Raw genomic sequence first — 20,204 nt, forward strand, 5'->3', positions numbered from 1 at the left:
AGGGGAAGGGGAAGAAGGGGAAGCAGGATATTGGCTTTAAAGGTAATACCACATCCGGAGCAAAAACCCTTGCCCCTGCCCCCTTCCCCCTTCCCCAGAAAAAGGGGTTTTTCACCCGGATTTAGTATCAAATCTACGATCTGACGCACCCTACAACTCTCTTTTTTTGGGGAATTTTGTGAATTTTTGTTGCTAAATACGTACTTAATTTTTCTGCTAGGGAACTGATATAGAAATGCAACTCTTCTGTATATGCCAGTCAAAATTATTCGGGCGGCGTTTCGGGAAATTCAAAAACTCTCATCTGAGGATTTCCGAAAAGTCTGTAAAATCATTAGCCGCTTCCATCCAAAAAAAGACAACTACGAAAATACTATCAGCTTGCAGGGATTTTCCCATTGGCGGCGAACTCGTTTGGGAGATGTGCGCGTTATCTGGGAACGAGTCGATGCAGATAATATTTTAGTGATTAAGGCGGGGTTGCGGAAAGATATTTATGATAATTTATTTGACAATCCCAATTGCGACGATGCTTTAACAGTTGAACAACTTCTGAATCCTGATGGAACTCCCCTAAAAAATAATCCTACTTATCAAGTTCCACTAACCAATATTTCTGATTCTGATTGGAAACAAGAAGCCGAAGATACTTGGTACAAATTTGTCTATGGCGGCGGCTATCGCTACTCGCCTTTACTAACACCTCACCAGCAAGAAGTACTCTCTGGATTAACGCCTCATTCGACAAATAATAAAGCATGGATTGTTCAAAGTGCGCCGGGAACAGGTAAAACAGTTTGCGCTGCTTTAAAAGCTTGTGAAATGCACAATGAATATGGATGGAACACCATGTTAATTGTGCCAGAAGCTCTGCGTCAAGATATAGCAGAATTCTCAGAAGTTAAGCATACATTAGAGCTAAATCCAGAAGGTTTTTGGCTGGGAACTTTTCGCGATTTTTTGGCAAAGGTAGATCCTGAACTCTATTCTCGTCTCGCTACACCAGAGCAAGAATTGGAGGTTTTATGGAGATTAGACAAGCCTCATATTTCCAATTCAAAGCCTATTAGTCCCGAAGAAATCAGAGCGTATTCAGATGATGTTTTATTGTATCAAGCTTTCATTTTAAATCAGGAAAATATACAGAAAAATCGCAGTCCAATCTATAAAGCCAACCAAGAACGTATTAAAGAGCTTGAGCAGAGGATAAAACCAAACAAGTGGAAAGAAAAATTAGGTAATAGCCTTTGTCGCTTGGATGCTGCTAGTCAGCTTAAACAACAACCACCTTTAGCACCTTTTACTGATAAAGCGACAATTTTGATTGTAGATGAAGCGCAAGATTTTCTGTTAACTGAATTGCAAGCTTTAATAGCTGTACGGGAAGCTTGGGAAAAACAGGGATATCCGACTTATCTCTGGTTTTTGGGAGATTTAAATCAAAAGATTAAACCGACAGATTTATATATTTGGGGTCATTTAAAACTGGGTGAGTCGGTTAAACTTTTGTACAACTACCGAAATTCTCGACCCATTTTAGAGTTTGCTAATCAATTTTTGAAGTTTGCCGAGCCATTTCGCAATCGACATCAAGAAATTCCCGAAACTTCCGATCCTAAGAATGCTTTTGAGGTGGGGGAATCAGTTAGTTTAGTGAGCTTTCCTTCCCAAGAACAAGCTTTAGAGTTTTTACATTTATTGAATTCTTCGGCGCAAGAGGAGGGGAGAGAAAGGTATTTTTTGCGGTTGTCAGCTAATCGGGTGAAGGTGCTTTGTTGCGATCGCATTTTTCCCAAGTTTAATAACCTGGAAATTTTCCCCGCTGCACAAGCAAAAGGGCGAGAATTTGAAGCTTGTGTAGCTTTTGGGATCTTCGCTGGTACTGGTAAACCTTCATTGCAAGAAAGTTTACAATGGTACACCCTACTTACTCGCCCTCGATCGCGTTTATTAATAGTTGCAACTAGCCAAGAATTAGAACGAATTGGTAATCAATATTTTGAATGTTGCCGAATGATTGATGCTCAATCTGCTGCTACTTGGATAGCCGAAATCGCCAGTGATATTGATATTAATGAAATTCGCAATAATGCGGAAAATAAAAAACAGGAATTACTGGCAATCTGTGCAAAAGGCAAGCCTTTTTTTGACACTTACTTAGTTCTAAACTTAGCTGGAGTTGCGGGTGAAGAACTTTCCCGATGGGAACAAGAAGCTATTGCTGAATTGAGCAATCATTCGGCTAATTTGCCCAGGGAATTAGAGCAAATTCCCAGTAATAATATTTCGCTGCGTTGTTTGTTGCTAAGAGCGATGCACCGTTCTTGGGAAGCGGTTGATTTGGCGTTTAAATTACAAGAAAATAACCCGGAAGAATATCAACGTTTACTTACTAGTATTGCTCAAGATTTAGAAAATAAAAATCTGCCTTATGAAGCAGCAAGAGTGCGGATAAAATTAGGGAAATCTTGGCCTAATGATTATCCTTTTCCCGAAATAGCAGAAAAGTCAGGCTCTTTGTTATCTCTATTGTGTCAGGCTTTTATCGATCGACCTTTTCCCAACCTTTAGTTAAATAAATACAGAGGTGCTATTGTGGCTGAAACTGATTTGGATACTATTAATAACTTGGAAAAACTCTGGCAAAAAATCACTGAGGGAATCACTAAAGCTAGTGAAGGTGTGACTAAAGCTGATGAAATTCTCAACCAAGTTAGAGAAGTACAAGGGGAAATTTCTAGTGCTTTAGATAATAAGTTAGAAGTAGAACAGTTGCTTCGGGATGCTCAGAAGCAGGTAAGGCGAATTCAGAAATTAGGTGCTAATTTAGAAATCAGAATCAAAGATTTAGAGCGGATGGAAAAGGAAGTTAAGTCTGCGGTAGATGAAGTAGGCGATCCTGAAATATTGGCAACTTTAAATCAAGATATTCAAAATGCTCGTAGGGATTTAGTTGAATCTAAAACTCAGCTGCAAGAAATTAGGCGGGAAGTGGAAGCCGCTAGGGAAAATGTCTCTGGAATAAGTACGAAAAATGAAGCTATATTGCAAGAAGTTAGGCAGGTTAAATTAGAAATAGGAGAATTGCGGGAAGATGTGGTTTCTGTGATTAAAGAAGTAGGCGGAAGGGAGGGTTTAGAAAGGTTGCGGCAAGATTATTATAATGTTAGCGATCGCTTACGTCAAATCACCGATCGTTTTAATCAGGATGCTCAAGAAAAGTGCCAAATTTTGCAAAATGAAGCATCCCGCATTGAAGAAACACAGAAAATCACCAAACAGCAACTTGCAGAATCTCAGGAATTAATCGCTAAAATACAATCAAAATTAGTTGAACAGGCAATGTCGGAAGTAGAAACAGTCCTCCAGAGAGTGCAAGTTCAAGAAGCGCAAGTTTTAGAGCAATTAGCCTCTCTGGGAGAGACTATTCGCCAACAAGAACTCCTAAAGTTAAAGTTAGAAAATATGGAAAAAGAGCAACAACGCCAAAGTAAGTTGCTCAAGCGCGGAATCTGGGGAATTTTGGTAGTATTAGGGATGATTGCTATTTTGATTGGCGTAGTTGTTGGCAAGCTAATTGTATTGCTAGAATGAGGAAATTCAATTGGTAAATTATCTCTAGTTAAAAGGAGTTGGAAAAATGGGAGAAAAGCGAGTTTCTGATTTGACGATCGAGGAATTTAAAGCTTTAATGACTGAGATAATTGATGAGAGACTACGGCAGTGGAGACAACCGCAAACAGTTGTAGATAAAGAAGCTTTGAAGAAGACTTTTGAATCGATCGATCGGCATCGTTGGACACCACCACCAGGAGCTAAATCGACTTTGGAAATGATCCGTGAAGATAGAGACAGCTAATGGCAATTTATGTGGTTGACACTAGTCTACTGTTTCAGTTTTTTATTACCGAGCTTTACACAGCTTGATAGGTGAAAAATATTTTTTTGAACCACGAAGACACGAAGGACACAAAGGGGAGAAACAGACAGAAGCTACTTGATGATTGATTGAGAATTGCTATAGACAATTTTTTCTCTAAGTGTCTCGGTTAACACGACAAATGTCACAATAGTTTTGGAAAGGTTTAGTCAGAACAGGTTAGAAAGCGTGAGTTTTAAAATTGGTTTACTGGGACTAGGTACGGTGGGAACGGGAACGGCAGAAATTTTGCTCTCTCCAGAAGGTCGTCACCCGTTGGTGCAAGAATTGGAAATCTATCGGGTGGGAGTGCGCGATATCTCTAAACCCCGCGATGTGCAAATATCTAAGGAGATTCTGACTACTGATTTGGAAGCGATCGCAAAAGACCCAGAAGTTGATATTGTGGTAGAACTGTTGGGTGGGCTGGAACCTGCGCGATCGCTAATCCTCAAAGCTATTGCTCACGGGAAGCACGTCGTTACCGCTAACAAAGCTGTAATTTCCCGTTTTGCTGAAGAAATCTACGATGCTGCTAACGAAAAAGGCGTTTATGTCATGTTAGAAGCAGCAGTCGGCGGCGGTATCCCCATCATTCAACCTTTAAAACAAACTTTAGGCGTTAACCGCATTCAAGCAATTACAGGCATTGTCAATGGTACGACTAACTACATCCTCACCCGGATGCAAAATGAAGGTGCTGATTTTGCTGATGTTTTAGCCGATGCTCAAAAGTTAGGTTATGCTGAAGCCGATCCGACAGCAGATGTGGAAGGATTTGATGCCGCTGATAAGATTGCTATTCTCGCTTCATTAGCTTTTGGCGGACGGATCAAGTTAGAAGAAGTTTATCACGAGGGAATTTCTAAAGTCGGTGCGGCAGATATTGCTTACGCCGAAAAGTTGGGTTTTGTGATCAAGTTACTCGCTGTTGCTAAACAAATGACTGTTGCACCCAATCAACCAGAACAGCTACAAGTGAGAGTTCATCCGACTTTAGTCCCGAAACAGCATCCTTTAGCCAGTGTCAGCGGCGTTTACAATGCTATTTTTGTGGAAGGCGATCCGATCGGTCAAGTCATGTTCTACGGCAGAGGTGCGGGTGCAGGCCCAACCGCCAGCGCCGTAGTTTCCGATATTCTAAACATAGCTTCTATTCTCAAAACAGTTTCCCAACCCCCAACCCCCATCCTCCATCCTCTGTTAGCTTGCACCCATCAGCATTATTGCCAAATCGCGCCAATGGATGAGTTAGTGACTCGGTTTTACGCTCGTTTCTTGACAAATGACTCTCCTGGTGTTATAGGGCATCTGGGAACTGCTTTCGGAAATCAGGGTGTTAGCTTGGAATCGGTTGTGCAAACAGGTTTTCAAGGAGATTTGGCGGAAATTGTGGTAGTAACTCACGATGTCCGAGAAGGTAATTTCCGTCAGGCTTTGGCAGAAATTCGCTCTCTTGAGGCTGTAGATAGTATTGCCAGCTTGCTCCGAGTTTTATAAAGGCTGTGTGAAGGTTCCCCAGTCCCCAACCTCTCCATCGTCCCCAGTCCCTCCTTCCCATTCCTTAAAGATTATTTGAAAACTTCTGTCAATTAGGTGACAAAAATGCCGAAACAGGATATAAGTAGAATCAGGTTTAAATATTGAGAATTAATTTCATTTAGGTTGGAAGCTCGGATGGAGCAATCGAGTATAAATCCCACAGATTCACAGGTAGTGGCGGTGTGCCGTTGCGATCGATGGCAAGTGTACCGCCGACTACAAAGTTTAGAGATTCCCTGCTGTTGTAAAGGCAATGGCAGCTTAGAAGTCGAAATAAATAGCCCCTTAGCGGCGATTCAATTGTGGTGCGTGATTAAGCAATTGACAGCACCTCGCAGCGAGTTAGTAGCTCAGTTGAACCGTTGCTGGCAGCTAAAATAATAATCAAGAACTGATATTTTTTTGCAATTGTGTTGTAGTTGACATTAGAGGTTAAGCGAAAAAATGGGTAAGAAAAATTGTCAAGTAACTCAGTTTTGCCTCCAAGGACGGTTTGTAGGCTTTGTGCTGGAGGATGATTACAAGATTAAGTTGTTGCGACTGGAAACAGCAGAGGGGGAATCTTGGATTAAACTTTCTAAAGAGGCAAGGGCTGGGTTAGGGCAAGTTTTACTACCCGGAAATTGGATTGAAGTCTGTGGAGAACGGAAACAGGATAAAGAGACGGGCGCAGTGAAGCTGAAAGCTGATAAAATTAGGCTGAAGGCGGAGGTAGAAACGCAAATAGTGCCGTTAGAGGCAAAAGCTTCGCAGCCAAAGAAAAAGCCAGCTTGTATTTTAGTTTGTCAGAAGTCTGATTGCTGCAAGCGGGGGGCGATGGAAGTTACTCAGGCGTTGGCAGAGGGGTTGCGCGATCGCAATTTGGAACAAGAAGTGATTGTGAAAGGCACAGGCTGTATGAAACATTGTAAAGCTGGGCCAAATATTGTCATGCCAGATAAAACGGCTTATCGTCGAATTGATGCCAGTGACGTGCCGGAAATTTTAGATCAACATTTTGCTACCGAAAATCAATCTAAAGATGCGGTTCCAGTTTTAGCAAGTGTGGTTTAATCTAAATCAAAGTTGCCGTTTAGAGGGTAATCAAGATGACAGAATCACGCCGCCCAGAACCTCAACCATCGAAAAGAGAGCCGTTAGGGTTTGATGAATTTGTTGCAGTCTTGGTTGCCTTGTTATCGATCGGCAGTATTTTCTTTTGGAGTATAAGTAGAAAGCCAATTAATTGGAGTTTAACAAGTACAACGCCTGCTCAAGTTTCTCCTAGTCCAAGAAGTTCTTTGTTGACACCAAGATTAATTTTACCTTGGTTGGCGAATCGTGCAGTCGATCGCGAAAGGAGAGCGGTGAGAGAAGGCGCTAATGCGACAACTGAAAACAGAGTTGTACCCGTCGATCCAAGAAGAAATGGAACTCGGTTAGGTGTAGTTCCTGAAGCTCAACCTGATGTTCCTGGGGGAGTTGCGATCGTGCCTGTACCTGCACCTCAAGCAGTGGAAACACCAGCTGCACCAAGAACTCCAGTTATTCCACTGCAACCAAAAGCTGTACCTGTAGTTCCCGTACCAGCAAAACCAATAGCGAAAGCACCACAACCGATTAAATTTGTAGATATTCCCGGTAACTATTGGGCGGCTCCTTATATTTTAGGGTTACAAAGACAAGGAGTAATTAGTGGTTTTCCTGCTGGATATTTTCGCCCCGATCAACCAGTGACTCGTGCAGAGTTCGCCGCAATTTTAGAGAAAGGTTTGGGGACGAAAATTACTCAGGAAACTGTAGTATTTAAAGATGTGACTAATAGTTTCTGGGCGGCTCCAGCGATTAAAAAAGCAACAGGAAGCGAGTTTATCGCAGGTTATCCAGACAAAACTTTCCGTCCAAAAGTACAAATTCCGAGAGTGCAAGCGATCGTTGCTTTAGCTAGCGGTTTAAATTTACCAGAACCCGCCAATGCCGATCAAATTTTAAAACAAAAATATAAAGATGCAGCCCAAATTCCGAACTATGCCAGGAGAAAAGTTGCAGCAGCTACCCAAGCCGGAATTGTGGTAAATCATCCCAATACAAATGTATTAAATCCAAATCGAAATGCCACTCGTGCAGAAATAGCAGCTTTGGTTTATCAAGCAAGAGTGAAGCAAGGTAAAGCGCAGAATGTTAATGGTAAGTATGTGGTGAAACCTTAGTTCACTTAAAATGTAATCAGCAGCATTTAGCAATAGTAAATCTGAATCAAGCAAAATTATATTGTAAATTAGGCGATCGCACTCTAGCTCTTGAGTATTGCGATCGCGCTTTATCGATCGCCACAAAATTAGGCATAGCACTAGCAAAAGAATGTCAAGAGTTGAAAGAAAAATTACTAAGTCAGGAGCCACTGTAATTTTGTAGTGCGATCGCCCAATCGAGAATAAAACCATGAAACCAGAATATGAGGTTATTTCTTTCTAATTTGCTCAATCTTTTCGCTAATAACTTGCCCAATTTCTTCGGTAGACATATCGGCTGGATAACGTTGGCGATCGGGATTACGACTCAAAAGTTCTCCCAAAGCTGCACTAAACATTTCATCATCATTTCTATGGGCTGAAAGAAATTCTTTTAATTGAACAGCAGTCATCTCTTGAAAATTAGACATCATAGAAACTCCCATTCCCCATTAGCATAAATTACAATTGCGATCTCTTCTGATGTGCCAGCTTGAAGATAGATTGTTTTATATTTATTATCGTATCGAAATACATTTATTGGTTGAAATCCGTTGGAAAGCCATTGACATAAAATTACAGCTTTTAATGATTGAGCTTCTGTTGGCAATTTTCACTCCTTCTTTCACCATAGTTGGTAATGATTTTCCCTTGTTCATCCTTACCAATAATATACTCTGTTTTCGGTTCAACAACTTGAAAAGTACCACACAATTCCCAAGTCCGAGTTTTGGTAATATTAAAAGTAGTATCCTCAGACTCAACGTAACGTTCTAGAGCCTTAAGAACAATATCTTGCAATGGGTATCCTGTACCCTCTAACTGAGACATTAACTGCTCAGGAATTTCAATAGTAACTTTGGTCATTGCGAGACTAAATGGTTATTTACACAATTTTAAAATAGCATATATGATCTGATTAAGTGACCAAAGCCAAGATCAGATAATTATGAGCGTCATCATTTCAGATGAAATTTTACAAGCAACTCAGATGTCCGAATCCGAGTTTAAGCAAGAAATAGCCATAATACTTTTTCAAACAGGAAAACTCACTCTTGGACACGCCAGCAATTTAGCAGGAATGGATAAAACGCTATTCCTGCAGTTACTAAAAGAGCGCCAAATTCCCCTCTATTATTATGATGTTGAAGATTACGAACAAGACCTCAAAAACTTAAGAGAACTGGGGGATTTGTGATTGTAGTCAGTAATACTTCACCAATTACAAACTTAGCGGCTGTGAATCAGCTAAACTTGCTTCAACAACTCTATAACAACATTATTATTCCTGAAGCTGTAAACTTTGAATTGACGGGAATCAGTGTTCCTGTACCTGGTACAGTTGAAGTGCAAACATTGGATTGGATAGAAACAAGACAAGTAGCAGACCGCAATTTAGTGACACAACTTCAGCAAGAATTAGATGAGGGTGAAGCTGAAGCAATAGCTTTAGCTATTGAATTGAATGCAAATAGGTTGCTGATAGATGAACGACGAGGAAGAGCAGTAGCATCTCGTTTAGGAGTTAAATTTACTGGTGTTTTGGGAATTCTAATTATAGCCAAACGCCAAGGATTGATTTCAGCAGTTAAACCTGTACTTGATGATTTAATTATCACCGCAGAATTTAGAGTTGCCGATCAACTTTATTTTCGGATTTTACAAGATGTGGGCGAGTAACTGAACAGGAAAGAAAACTGCAAGAACTTCTTCAAAGCGATCGCTGATTTTGTAGTGCGATCGCCCGATCGAGCATAAAACCATGAAACCAGAACATTGCTTTTACCTCAACAATTCATCTATGGCAACGCTAAATCCTAACAGGACAATTTGAGTACTAACTAAATCACCAGATTTAAAAGCTAATGTCTGATTTTGAGTAATAATTAAAACCCGAATACTTTCAGGAAATAGTAACCAAACTTCTTGACAACCTGACTCTAAATACTCGTTAGCTTTGGCAAATAAATCTTCAGCTGAATCTGTAGGAGAGGCAATTTCAGCTATTAGCGGCGGACTTTGGGGCAAGGCGGAAACTTCGCCAAATTGTTCTAGTAATTCCGGTGTAAGATAGGAAACATCGGGACGACGACCTTGCCTGACAGTTCGACAAGGAACTTCGACGAGAGTTTCTCCTCCTTGTCCTGATTCGATCGCATAATTTCCCCAGTAACGACCTAATCTACATTGAATCCGACTATGTTTGACTGTCATTCCGGTTGTCTCCACAAGTTTTCCGTTTACCCATTCTTGATGATCGGGCGGATTAGCGAGAAAATCTTCTAGAGTGAAAGTTTCTGTTACAGTAGCGATCGACATATCTATATTTTTGCCTTTAACTTACTGATTGATTTTATTATGGAAAACATTCTTTTAAAGAGAATTACACTAGATGCAAATATCTGTCACGGCAAACCCTGTATTCGAGGACTTCGCTACCCGGTAGAATTTATTTTGGAACTACTAAGTTCTGGAATGAGCATTGAAGAAATTTTAGACGATTATGATGATTTAGAACGAGATGATGTTCTCGCTGCTTTACTATTTGCCACTCGGCTAACCCAGGTAAAAAGCATTTATAAAGTAGTGTAATGAAATTTTTAGTAGATGCACAATTACCAGTACGTTTAGCTCGTGTTTTGCAATCAATGGGCTATGATACAATTCATACTAAAGATTTGCCTCTGCAAAACGCTACTAAAGATACAGAAATTAATACTCTTTCTGTCCAAGAAAGTCGCATTGTTATCACTAAAGACAGAGACTTTTTTGATTCGTTTATAATTCAGCAAGAACCTTATAAGTTATTGCTAGTTACTACAGGTAACATCACCAACAATGAACTTGTAGAATTATTTGTCAAAAATTTACCACAGTTAGCCCAATTATTTCAGCAACACTCATTAATAGAAATAAATCGAAATGCGATCGCAGTTCATCAGTAGTTAAAGTATAAATTAAACCCCAAGTAGTCTGAGAAAAATTTACCAACCACAGATAAACTTTGTCGGTGTAGGCTAGTGTTTAGAAGCAAATACCCGTTTCTGTCATGCCACTGCCTAAACTTCTCGCTTTAGTAGCTGCCCTCACTGTAGTCTTGGGGCTGATGATTTGGTTAGTTAACTCAATTTATCAGCTTTATATTAATATCGCTTGGTCTGCGCCGCCTTTGTTGGCTAATGTGGTGGTGTTGCTGCTGATATTGCTGCTGGCGTTGCTGATTACGGTTTTTATTTATTATGGGGTGATGTTTTGGCGATCGCAAAATCAGCCAAAGCGCCGCAAACCACAAATAAAAATTCCCGAAGCAAAGACAGAAGCAGCAGCAGAAAATCTCCGCGCCGTCAAAAAACAAGTCAAACAAATTCAAGACGAAGTTTCCCGACAAGCTTTACTATCTCGTTCGCGTGAAATTGAAACTAATTTATCCAGAGGGAATCTACAAGTTGTTATTTTTGGTACAGGTTCATCGGGCAAAACTTCCTTAATAAATGCCTTAATGGGCAGAATGGTAGGTAAAGTTAGTGCGCCAATGGGAACTACAGAAGTTGGCGAAACTTACGAATTAAAATTAAAAGGTTTAGAACGAGAAATTTTAATTACTGATACCCCTGGAATTTTAGAAGCGGGAGTTGCAGGAACAGAACGAGAACAGTTAGCACGTCAATTAGCAACCGAGGCAGATTTACTATTATTTGTAGTCGATAACGATCTGCTGCAATCAGAATTTGTACCCTTAAAAGCCTTGGCAGAAATTGGTAAACGCAATATTTTAGTCTTGAACAAAATCGACCTTTACACCGACGAAGATAAAGAAAAGATTTTGGCGCGACTCCGGGAAAGAGTCAGAACTTTTATTTCTACTTCTGATGTGATTACTGTGTCAGCAAATCCCCGCACAGTCAAGTTAGAAACTGGGGAAATTATGCAACCTGAACCTGATGTTATGCCATTAATTCGCCGTTTAGCAAACATTTTGCGGGCAGAAGGCGATGATTTAATGGCAGATAATATTTTATTACAATCCCAACGTTTAGGAGAAGAAGCCAGAAAAATAATTGATGCTCAACGTCACCGTCAAGCGGATAAAGTTGTAGAACGTTTTCAATGGATAGGTGCGGGAGTAGTTGCGGTAACACCTTTGCCAGTGGTAGATTTGTTAGCTGCTGCGGCAGTAAATGCCCAAATGGTAGTAGAAATTGGCAAGATTTATGGCTGTGATTTGAATATGGAACGGGGGAGAGAGTTGGCGCTTTCTTTAGGCAAAACTCTCGCCAGTTTGGGAATAGTTAAAGGTGCAATTGAACTGGTTTCTAGAGCATTACAATTAAATATTGCTACTTATTTAGTTGGTAAGGCAATTCAAGGGGTAAGTGCTGCTTATTTAACTCGCATTGCCGGAAAGAGTTTTATTGAGTATTTTCGTCAGAATCAAGATTGGGGCGATGGGGGAATCTCGGAAGTTGTGCAACGGCAATTTGAGTTGAATAAAAAAGATGAATTTGTGAAAGCTTTTGTGCAAGACGCTATTGCCAAAGTTGTCCAACCATTAACACAAAATCCCCCACCAGAAACGGAAATAGAATATCAAGAAGCAGCAGCGGAAGAGGAAGAAGTAGAAGAAACCAAAATCCCACCTTACGAATATGTAGATGATTGGACTAACTCATCTCAAAAACGAGAAGATTGGTAATTAAGGCAAGTTGCTAATCACTTAAAAATGGGTATGTTGTTGCGCTTAAGCGCTCTTATCCCAGTGGTAATAAAAGCGCTTAAGCGCAACAACGTACATAATCTGAATTGTCAATTATCATATCTCTATATGTCTGAAACTAGTAGTAACTTAAACATTCAAAAACTCACAGCTTTTGATATTAAGCTGATAGCCTTTGCCCTAATGATTATCGATCATGTGGGTAGATTGTTTTTCCCGCAAATGCCTATTTTTGTCATTATAGGAAGGCTGAGTTTTCCCTTATTTGCCTGGTTAGCAGCACAAGGAGAGAAATATACATCTGATATTAAAAAATATATTTTTAGATTATTAGTATGGGGCGCTATTGCTCAACCTATTTATGCGAAATTCTACTATTTAGTTTTTTCGGTTTCCAGCGATCTCAATATATTATTTACCCTGGCTTTGGGAGTTATAACTATTCGCTGCACGAAATTAGTTGAATCAAAGCTTTTCAAGTTTTTAATTGTTCTTGCTTTTATGATAGTTGCAGAATTGTTGCAGGTTGAGGGGAGGATTTCGGGATTAATTATAATTTATTTGATGTCAATTATTGACTTACAAAGTGCCAAATGGTGGTTCTTTTTTATCGGTTATCGGTTATTGTTTATCTATCTTAATCAATGGAGTTATGTCGAATTGTTTGGCATAGCTTCTGTAGGAATAATAGCTTTATACAACGGTGAAAAAGGGGGAGGTAATAAACCGTTTTATAAATGGTTTTATCCTTTATATCCTCTACATTTAGCAGTCTTACTTTTAATTAAATTTTGGTTAGATTCCAAGTTGAGTTTACCGTGAAAAGCCATTTTGTCAGTTTAAGCAAAGATTCTGGCTACGGAACAAGTAAAACCTGGTAAAAGTGGGGAATTCAATTCATCATTAACAAACAAAGTTGCAACTAATTCTAATGTAGTTTGTTCCCGGCGATAAATTTGGATTTCTTGCTTTTGCCAATCAGCAATCCAATATTCTTGAACTCCTCTAATTGAATAAAGTTTTAATTTTAATTCTTTATCGCGTCGTTTGTTTTCTGTGCCTGGGGAAAGTACTTCTATGATTAATTCTGGCGCATCGGTTAAATGTCCGGCTTCATCTAATAAAGCAGCTAATCTTTCGTTACTAGCCCAAACTACGTCGGGGATGACATTATCAGCATCGGAAAATATTATACCGGGTGCGATCGCCACTCGCCCCAAACCAGTCTCAAGTATCCAATTTCTTAACTCAGAATAGAAGTTTCCGCAAACTTCTTGATGTTTCCAATTTGGTGCTCTTGTCACAAACAACTCCCCATCAATTATTTCATAGCGATTGCCGTTATCTGGAAATAGTTCTAAGTCAGCGGTAGTCCAGCGTACTCGCTTGTCTGTAATTTGGCTCATAACCAAAGCTCGTAAAAAAGTGATGTATCTATCTTAAATGCTAATTACAATTTCGGCTATCTAAAAACTTTAATTGTTGGTAAAGCATGGTAATTTTTGGTAAATTTGCGCCTTTTTTTTGGGCGAAACGTAAGGGATTACCAAACATTGTTTCTACTTCTAAAGGGCGTTTTTCATCGTAGTCAATTTTCATGCTGGTACGGTAAGGTTTCATTTTGTCGGTGTAGTGTAGCATGGTTTCTACGAATGTTTTGGGAATTGTGCGATCGCAACTTTTCGCCCCAGCAACAACTTCCCACATTAATTCTTCAACTAATTTGCGAGTATGAGGATTACTCATTAATTCATCAGTTCTTGCATCCAGAACTACAGACAGTCCATTATAAGGAATATTCCAAACTAATTTTTGCCAACGTGCTAATAGCAAATCTTCTGCTAATTCCATCTTAATTCCTGCACGTTCAAAATCAGCAGCGATTTGCTGCATTCTATTAGTAATTCCAGCAGCTTGATAATTAGCCGTATATTCTCCGATTTTAATTTGACCGTAATCTAAGTGGCGAATATGTCCAGGTGCTACTTTATTAGAACAGAGAAAACACAACCCACCCATTACCCTTTCTGCACCGACAATTTTAGCAACTTCATCTTCTACACCGAGTCCGTTTTGTAACACTAAAACCACACCATTATCTTTCACTACATGGGGTAACATTTGCGGTACCAAATGATTTTGGGTAGTTTTTAATGCCACAATTACTACATCGCAAGCAGGCATTTTGCTGGCTTCTTGGTAAGCTTGAACTTGGGGTAAAGTGAAATCACCATATTTTGATTCAACTACTAAACCATGCTTACTGACATATTCGTAATCGCTGTGTAGCAAAAAGTGAACGTCTAAACCAGCTTTTTGCAAACAAGCACCGTAATATCCACCAAGGGCACCTGTTCCCAAGATGGCATAACTAAGTTGAAAAGAATTGTAAATAAATTGATTAGCCATTGCTTCCCTCTCGATTACCTCTTAAAATTAAACTCATTCAGAAGTGTTAATATATCAAAAACTATGAGCAATCGTCCGATTATCCTTGGCATTGTTGGTGATAGCGCAGCGGGAAAAACAACATTAACTAGAGGAATTGCCCAAGTTTTGGGAGAGGAAAATGTTACAGTTATCTGTACTGATGATTATCACCGCTACGATCGCACCCAACGCGCAGAATTAGGCATTACCGCCCTACATCCAGATTGCAATTACCTAGATATTATGCAGCAGCATTTATCGCTGTTGCGAACAGGTCAACCAATCCTCAAACCAGTTTACAGCCACAAAACAGGAACTTTTGAACCACCACAATATATTAAACCAAATAAATTTGTGATTGTGGAAGGATTGCTAGGTTATTCTACTCGTGGTTGTCGAGATTCTTTTGATGTGAAAGTTTACCTAGCACCACCAGAATCTTTGCGTGCTAAGTGGAAGATTAAGCGGGATACAATGAAGCGGGGTTACTCGCCAGAACAAGTTTTAGCAGAATTGGAAAAACGCGAACCTGACTCGGAAAATTTTATCCGTCCTCAACGCAAATGGGCAGATTTAGTGGTAACTTTTTACCCGCCAAATGAGGAAATTGAAGAGGATAATTCCCATTTGAATGTGCGTTTAGTACTAAGACCGACAATTCCTCATCCAGATTTTACTAGAATTATTCAACAGAGTGATGGTGACACAGAACCAGCTGTGCGTTTAGAGTTAGATCGAGATATGGGTAAACCAGTTGATGTGCTGGAAATTGATAGTCATGCAACTGCGGAACAAGTGAGTAAATTAGAAAAGGTTTTGTGTCAGGAAATGCCTGATTTATTCCCACATTGTAGTTTGGGGGGAAATTTAGAATTGGGCAAAATTACGGGAACAACTGATGAAATTTTGCAAAGTTATCCCCTGGCTTTGACGCAGTTATTAATTTCTTTTCATGTCCTCAAAGCTACTCATGTGCATCATTTTTAAAATGGGAAAAGTTTTGGGTAATGAATCGATCGCATAAATCATCAACCATCCATTACCCATAATTTACTACCAAATTCCCAAATTGAACATTGACACGGGTGCAGGTATCATTTCGCCACGAAAATCTAGCAGTTGTACTAAGATTAAATAGCCGATCGCTAGAATTAGAGAAATTACCCCGGTAATAATTGCCACAATTTTGCCTCGCTCCATGAGTTTCCCTGCTGCTAATTGATGTTATTTATTTAATATAGGTAATAATTAGTCTTAGTTGTCGTCCATAACTCAACTAATATGAATTCTGCTACAGATTCTCTAGAAGGAGCAATTACAATTGCTCGTCAGCCAGTTGTGCAAACCTACGAATTAGGAAAAGTTTACCGCACAGGCTTTTGGCTGAATCAGAAAATCGAATCCTTGAAAAATTGTACTCTGACGGTTTATGAAGGGGAAACTTTTGGTTTATTAGGGCAGAATGGGGCGGGAAAAACTACACTGTTAAAAACTTTACTTGGCATTGCCCGTCCTACTTCTGGCAGGGGGTTAATATTAGGAAAACCTTTGGGCGATCGCTCTGTCAAGCAACGCATTGGTTATCTGCCCGAAAATGCTTATTATTACGACTTTTTAACAGGTTGGGAATTTTTACAAATGATTGCGGGACTTTTCCAAATTCCCAAAGAAATTCAGCGAGTACGCATTCCCCAACTTTTAGAAATGGTAGGACTTGCCCAGTCAGCAGCGAAAAAAAAGCAACTGCGACAATATTCTAAAGGAATGTTGCAACGAATTGGCATGGCGCAAGCTTTAATTAATGACCCGGAATTGGTATTTTTAGATGAACCGATGTCGGGTTTAGATCCGATGGGACGCTACCAAATTCGAGAGATTATTTTATCTTTAAAACAGGCAGGAAAAACCATATTTTTTAATAGTCATGTCTTGTCGGATGTGGAGAAAATTTGCGATCGCATCGCCATACTAGCGCAAGGTGAAATGATTTGCATCGGCTCTTTGGATGAACTTTTGGGAACCGCCGACACCTACTACATTAAAGGCAAAGGCGGCAAGCAAGAAATCTTAAAAAAATGGATACCAGATTTAGAATTTGTATCGGAAGGAATAGGTAGCACAGATGAAGCTTGGCAAGGTCATCTAAAAGGCGATTTAAATGATTTTCTCTCTAGTTTGCGTCTCATGCAAGCTCAAATTATCAGCTTAAACTTAGCCCGTCCTACTTTAGAAGAGTTTTTTATGGAACAATTGCAAACAAGAGGTATAACTGCCAGCAGTTAAATAGTTACATCAAGTACGTTGTTGCGCTTTAGCGCTACATTTTAGCGCTAAAGCGCAACAACGTACCTGATTCTTGAATATCTGCTACTCTTGAAAGATGCAGTTTAGCTTGTCAGTTTGTATTAATTGAAACAGGAAAAGTTGACAATTAAGGAAAAATTATGGCTGATCTTGTAGAAACCGCTACTCAAGCTGAATCTTTCAAAACTTTACTAACTTTAGTCGAAGCAGCAGGATTAGTAGATGTACTCAAAAATCCTGAAATCAAGACAGTTTTTGCCCCCACTGATGAGGCATTTGCTAAAATTCCCGCTACTACTGTAACCTCTTTGACGGAGAACACTGAGAAACTGAAGCGAATTCTCTTGTATCACGTTGTTGCTGGAGATGTTAGATCTGATGATCTCATCCAAATAAATGAAGCGCCTACTTTTGAAGGGTCAGTATTAGCTATTGATTCTTCCGATGGCGTAAAAGTGAATGATGCCAAGGTTTTACAACAAGATATTCTGGCAGACAATGGCGTTATTCACGTAATTGATACAGTATTGATCCCAGGATTAGTAGCTGTTGAATAAGCTGCATTATCAAATCAAAAAAAGGTAAAACAAATGGCAAACATTTTAGACACAGCTGCTAAATCTGGCTCTTTCAATACTTTAATAGAAGCTGTGAAAGTAACTGGTTTAACTGATACTTTGCAAGGTGATGGCCCATTTACTATTTTTGCACCAACTGATGAAGCTTTTGAAAAATTGCCAACAGGAACGATCGATAAATTGTTGAGCGATATTCCGCAGTTAACGAAGATTCTCACATATCATATAGTCGCAGGCAAAGTGATGTCAGAAGATGTGGTAAAACTAGATAAAACTACCACATTTGAAGGTTCAGATTTGAAAATTCATAGCAATGGTAGTTTGATGGTGGGTGATGCTGCGATCGTTCAGTCGGATGTGGAAGCTGATAACGGTGTCATTCATGTAATTGATACCGTTTTAATCCCGCAATATTAACGGTACGTTGTTGCGCTGTCTTCGCTCTTATCCCAGTTCTATTTGTAGGGTGCGTTAGTCCTAACGTAACGCACCATTCCATTATTCGTAGGGTGCGTTAGTCCTAACGTAACGCACCATTCCACTATTCGTAGGGTGCGTTAGTCCTAACGTAACGCACCATTCCACTATTCGTAGTTAGTCCTAACGTAACGCACCATTCCACTATTCGTAGTTAGTCCTAACGTAACGCACCATTCCACTAAGTAGGTAGATATAAATAAAGTGAAAACTGGGGCGGGCTCTCCTGCCCACCCCACAAGAGTTCCAGCTTTCTTGTGGGGTGGGCAGGAGAGCCCGCCCCATCCTTAAATAACTATTATCACTTTATTTATTTACACCTACTTATTCGTAGGGTGCGTTAGTCCTGCTTAATTAAGTTTGTTGTGAGGTAAAAAAATACCGGAGATGGTGCGTTACGGTCGCGCCTAACGCACCCTACGATTAATTTACGGTTAGTCAATTGCGCCTAAAATAGAAGCCGATCGCGCAGGTAAATTCAAGCTTAATTGCTTAGATTTCCCTGTTTCTTCATTCCAAGAAAATTCGGCATCACCATATAATAATTGACTCGGTTGAGATTGCAAAGCTGTTACTTCAAAGCTGATATTTGCGTCAGAAGTACCTACATTTACGGCAACAATTAATTCCTCATTTCCCAAAATTCTTGCAAATACGTAAACCGTTCCTTCGGCATACAAAATGTGATATGAACCTGTGCGAAGGGCAGGGTATTTATTCCGTAAAGCAATGAGTTTTTGGTGATATTTGAGAACGTAAACGTCCCAGTGAGCTTCCATTGGAAAACCGCGCCGTGAGTCGGGGTCTAATTTTCCAGGTAAGCCAACTTCATCGCCGTAATAAATGCTGGGAGCACCGGGAAATGTTAATAGTAAAACGGTGGCTAGTTCTACGCTGGCTTTGTCACCTTGGGCAATGGAAATTAATCTGGCTGTGTCGTGACTGGCTAATAAATTAAGTTGGGTTAGTTGAATTTCCCAAGGATAAAGTTGCAGCAAATATTCAATTTTTTCGCCGTATTCTTTGGCGAATAAAGGTGGGTAAGGATCGTAAGAACGGTCTTGTACTTGAGAAATGTCTACACGATCGCCAGCCGCAAAAGCAATAGTTGGCGCAGCAAATAAGTAATTCATTACTCCGTCAAATTGAGTACCATCTAACCATTCGCGGGAGTCTCTCCAAACTTCGCCAACAATGTAAGCTTCGGGGTTAATGGCTTTAACGCGATCGCGGAATTCTTGCCAAAAACCCGGAGTTTTTATTTCAAAAGGAACATCCAATCGCCAGCCATCAATGCCAAATTTAATCCAATATTCGGCAATTTCCATGATGTATTCCCGCACTTCTGGATTGTCATGATTAAACACTGGTAAAGCGCGATTTCCTGCCCAACCAACATAATTTGCCGGATATTCTCCATTGTAAGGAGAAACAGGCCAACGTTCAATTTTAAACCAGTCAACCCAAGGCGAATAAGGGCCATTTTCTAACACATCATGAAAGAAGAAAAAGCCCCGACTAGAGTGATTAAATACCCCATCCAAAACAACTTTAATATCCCGTTTGTGGGCGGCATCTAGTAATTCTTGAAAAGCCGGATTTCCCCCCAACATTGGATCTACTTGGTAGTAATCATGAGTATGGTATCGGTGATTACTGGCAGATTGAAAAATGGGGGTAAAATATACAGCATTAAAGCCCAAATCCTGCAAGTAATCCAACTGTTCGATTACACCCCACAAATCACCGCCTTTGTATCCTTGGAGTGTTGGCATATCGTCCCATGCTTCCCAAGAGGCGTTTTTTAACAGGCGCTTGCGAGCTTGTTTGCTACGAGCGAACCGATCCGGAAAAATTTGATAAAAAACTGCGTGTTTGACCCAATCTGGAGTGTTAATCAGCATAATTAATCTGCTAGTTCTCTATCTTAAGTTACAGCTATTTGCTGTTGTCTGATTCCTACTTTTGATAGAAAACTTTTATAATTCATCGATGTCCAAGTGATTGACTGGGTTTTTCGCTAGTGGTTC

The 20,204-nt window shown here is 39.9% G+C and carries 25 protein-coding genes; 17 read left to right on the forward strand and 8 right to left on the reverse strand.

Annotation, left to right across the window (positions count from 1 at the left end; genetic code table 11):
• Positions 1–252: 252 nt before the first annotated feature.
• From ACE1CI_RS08365 to ACE1CI_RS08395, 7 genes are all read left to right on the forward strand, one after another.
• Positions 253–2,571, forward strand: coding sequence for a hypothetical protein (locus ACE1CI_RS08365; RefSeq protein ID WP_413262999.1), 2,319 nt, complete (start codon positions 253–255; stop codon positions 2,569–2,571).
• A 24-nt stretch (positions 2,572–2,595) separates the two neighbouring features.
• The gene (locus tag ACE1CI_RS08370; RefSeq protein WP_413262998.1) at positions 2,596–3,594 is read left to right on the forward strand and encodes a coiled-coil domain-containing protein; all 999 of its coding nucleotides are present in this window, start codon (positions 2,596–2,598) and stop codon (positions 3,592–3,594) included.
• 46 nt (positions 3,595–3,640) lie between these two features.
• Entirely contained in the window at positions 3,641–3,859 is a 219-nt protein-coding gene (locus ACE1CI_RS08375) for a hypothetical protein (protein ID WP_413262997.1), read from the forward strand.
• 249 nt (positions 3,860–4,108) lie between these two features.
• Positions 4,109–5,419 carry a homoserine dehydrogenase gene (locus tag ACE1CI_RS08380; RefSeq protein WP_413262996.1) on the forward strand — a complete coding sequence of 437 codons (1,311 nt, stop codon included), beginning with the start codon at positions 4,109–4,111 and terminating at the stop codon, positions 5,417–5,419.
• Between the two features lie 177 nt (positions 5,420–5,596).
• Positions 5,597–5,842 carry an Asr1405/Asl0597 family protein gene (locus ACE1CI_RS08385; RefSeq protein WP_413262995.1) on the forward strand — a complete coding sequence of 82 codons (246 nt, stop codon included), beginning with the start codon at positions 5,597–5,599 and terminating at the stop codon, positions 5,840–5,842.
• A gap of 63 nt (positions 5,843–5,905) precedes the next feature.
• Positions 5,906–6,514, forward strand: coding sequence for a (2Fe-2S) ferredoxin domain-containing protein (locus ACE1CI_RS08390; RefSeq protein WP_413262994.1), 609 nt, complete (start codon positions 5,906–5,908; stop codon positions 6,512–6,514).
• Positions 6,515–6,549: 35 nt separating this feature from the next.
• Positions 6,550–7,650 (forward strand): S-layer homology domain-containing protein, encoded by a 1,101-nt coding sequence (locus ACE1CI_RS08395; RefSeq protein WP_413262993.1) that lies wholly within the window; start codon positions 6,550–6,552, stop codon positions 7,648–7,650.
• Between the two features lie 251 nt (positions 7,651–7,901).
• Here ACE1CI_RS08395 and ACE1CI_RS08400 read toward each other — a convergent pair whose 3' ends face one another.
• Genes ACE1CI_RS08400 through ACE1CI_RS08410 form a run of 3 tightly spaced genes read right to left on the reverse strand, consistent with a single transcriptional unit; the run spans position 7,902 to position 8,538 of the window.
• Positions 7,902–8,105 (reverse strand): DUF6887 family protein, encoded by a 204-nt coding sequence (locus tag ACE1CI_RS08400; protein WP_413262992.1) that lies wholly within the window; start codon positions 8,103–8,105, stop codon positions 7,902–7,904.
• Positions 8,102–8,281, reverse strand: a complete 180-nt coding sequence (locus tag ACE1CI_RS08405) for a DUF6888 family protein (RefSeq protein ID WP_413262991.1) — start codon at positions 8,279–8,281, stop codon at positions 8,102–8,104. Before ACE1CI_RS08405 ends, ACE1CI_RS08400 begins: the two co-directional genes overlap by 4 nt.
• The gene (locus ACE1CI_RS08410) at positions 8,257–8,538 is read right to left on the reverse strand and encodes a hypothetical protein (RefSeq protein WP_413262990.1); all 282 of its coding nucleotides are present in this window, start codon (positions 8,536–8,538) and stop codon (positions 8,257–8,259) included. The genes ACE1CI_RS08405 and ACE1CI_RS08410 overlap by 25 nt, the downstream gene beginning before the upstream one ends.
• 82 nt (positions 8,539–8,620) lie before the next feature.
• Here ACE1CI_RS08410 and ACE1CI_RS08415 point away from each other — a divergent pair, with 82 nt between their 5' ends.
• Together ACE1CI_RS08415 and ACE1CI_RS08420 are read left to right on the forward strand one after the other, a co-directional pair.
• A complete protein-coding gene (locus tag ACE1CI_RS08415) occupies positions 8,621–8,869 on the forward strand; it encodes a UPF0175 family protein (protein WP_413262989.1) in 249 nt (82 codons plus the stop codon).
• A complete protein-coding gene (locus tag ACE1CI_RS08420; RefSeq protein WP_413262988.1) occupies positions 8,866–9,351 on the forward strand; it encodes a PIN domain-containing protein in 486 nt (161 codons plus the stop codon). The genes ACE1CI_RS08415 and ACE1CI_RS08420 overlap by 4 nt, the downstream gene beginning before the upstream one ends.
• 102 nt (positions 9,352–9,453) lie before the next feature.
• Here ACE1CI_RS08420 and ACE1CI_RS08425 read toward each other — a convergent pair whose 3' ends face one another.
• Complete coding sequence (locus tag ACE1CI_RS08425) at positions 9,454–9,990, reverse strand: Uma2 family endonuclease (protein ID WP_413262987.1); 537 nt, start codon at positions 9,988–9,990, stop codon at positions 9,454–9,456.
• Positions 9,991–10,029: 39 nt separating this feature from the next.
• Between ACE1CI_RS08425 and ACE1CI_RS08430 the strand changes: the two genes are divergently transcribed.
• The 4 genes from ACE1CI_RS08430 to ACE1CI_RS08445 all read left to right on the forward strand — a co-directional run bounded on the left by ACE1CI_RS08430 (position 10,030) and on the right by ACE1CI_RS08445 (position 13,207).
• Positions 10,030–10,263: a DUF433 domain-containing protein gene (locus ACE1CI_RS08430; protein WP_413262986.1), complete on the forward strand. Its 234-nt coding sequence runs from the start codon at positions 10,030–10,032 to the stop codon at positions 10,261–10,263.
• Positions 10,263–10,616, forward strand: coding sequence for a DUF5615 family PIN-like protein (locus tag ACE1CI_RS08435; protein ID WP_413262985.1), 354 nt, complete (start codon positions 10,263–10,265; stop codon positions 10,614–10,616). Before ACE1CI_RS08430 ends, ACE1CI_RS08435 begins: the two co-directional genes overlap by 1 nt.
• A gap of 104 nt (positions 10,617–10,720) precedes the next feature.
• The gene (locus ACE1CI_RS08440; protein WP_413262984.1) at positions 10,721–12,364 is read left to right on the forward strand and encodes a YcjF family protein; all 1,644 of its coding nucleotides are present in this window, start codon (positions 10,721–10,723) and stop codon (positions 12,362–12,364) included.
• 129 nt (positions 12,365–12,493) lie between these two features.
• Positions 12,494–13,207 carry a TraX family protein gene (locus tag ACE1CI_RS08445; RefSeq protein WP_413262983.1) on the forward strand — a complete coding sequence of 238 codons (714 nt, stop codon included), beginning with the start codon at positions 12,494–12,496 and terminating at the stop codon, positions 13,205–13,207.
• Between the two features lie 17 nt (positions 13,208–13,224).
• On the opposite strand, the gene ACE1CI_RS08450 is transcribed toward ACE1CI_RS08445, so the two are convergent.
• Positions 13,225–13,791, reverse strand: a complete 567-nt coding sequence (locus ACE1CI_RS08450; protein ID WP_413262982.1) for a Uma2 family endonuclease — start codon at positions 13,789–13,791, stop codon at positions 13,225–13,227.
• A gap of 40 nt (positions 13,792–13,831) precedes the next feature.
• Complete coding sequence (locus ACE1CI_RS08455) at positions 13,832–14,794, reverse strand: putative 2-dehydropantoate 2-reductase (protein ID WP_413262981.1); 963 nt, start codon at positions 14,792–14,794, stop codon at positions 13,832–13,834.
• A 63-nt stretch (positions 14,795–14,857) separates the two neighbouring features.
• On the opposite strand from ACE1CI_RS08455, the gene ACE1CI_RS08460 reads away from it, so the two are divergent.
• Positions 14,858–15,802, forward strand: a complete 945-nt coding sequence (locus ACE1CI_RS08460) for a phosphoribulokinase (RefSeq protein ID WP_413262980.1) — start codon at positions 14,858–14,860, stop codon at positions 15,800–15,802.
• 66 nt (positions 15,803–15,868) lie between these two features.
• On the opposite strand, the gene ACE1CI_RS08465 is transcribed toward ACE1CI_RS08460, so the two are convergent.
• The gene (locus ACE1CI_RS08465) at positions 15,869–16,015 is read right to left on the reverse strand and encodes a hypothetical protein (protein ID WP_413262979.1); all 147 of its coding nucleotides are present in this window, start codon (positions 16,013–16,015) and stop codon (positions 15,869–15,871) included.
• 81 nt (positions 16,016–16,096) lie between these two features.
• Here ACE1CI_RS08465 and ACE1CI_RS08470 point away from each other — a divergent pair, with 81 nt between their 5' ends.
• From ACE1CI_RS08470 to ACE1CI_RS08480, 3 genes are all read left to right on the forward strand, one after another.
• Positions 16,097–17,098 (forward strand): ABC transporter ATP-binding protein, encoded by a 1,002-nt coding sequence (locus tag ACE1CI_RS08470; protein WP_413262978.1) that lies wholly within the window; start codon positions 16,097–16,099, stop codon positions 17,096–17,098.
• A gap of 161 nt (positions 17,099–17,259) precedes the next feature.
• The gene (locus ACE1CI_RS08475; protein ID WP_413262161.1) at positions 17,260–17,676 is read left to right on the forward strand and encodes a fasciclin domain-containing protein; all 417 of its coding nucleotides are present in this window, start codon (positions 17,260–17,262) and stop codon (positions 17,674–17,676) included.
• Between the two features lie 33 nt (positions 17,677–17,709).
• The gene (locus tag ACE1CI_RS08480; RefSeq protein ID WP_413262160.1) at positions 17,710–18,114 is read left to right on the forward strand and encodes a fasciclin domain-containing protein; all 405 of its coding nucleotides are present in this window, start codon (positions 17,710–17,712) and stop codon (positions 18,112–18,114) included.
• 494 nt (positions 18,115–18,608) lie between these two features.
• Here ACE1CI_RS08480 and ACE1CI_RS08485 read toward each other — a convergent pair whose 3' ends face one another.
• A complete protein-coding gene (locus tag ACE1CI_RS08485) occupies positions 18,609–20,078 on the reverse strand; it encodes a glycoside hydrolase family 13 protein (RefSeq protein WP_413262159.1) in 1,470 nt (489 codons plus the stop codon).
• Between the last annotated feature and the right edge of the window lie 126 nt (positions 20,079–20,204).

The organism is Floridaenema flaviceps BLCC-F50 (assembly GCF_041929275.2).
GTDB classification, from domain to species: Bacteria; Cyanobacteriota; Cyanobacteriia; order Cyanobacteriales; family Aerosakkonemataceae; genus Floridanema; species Floridanema flaviceps.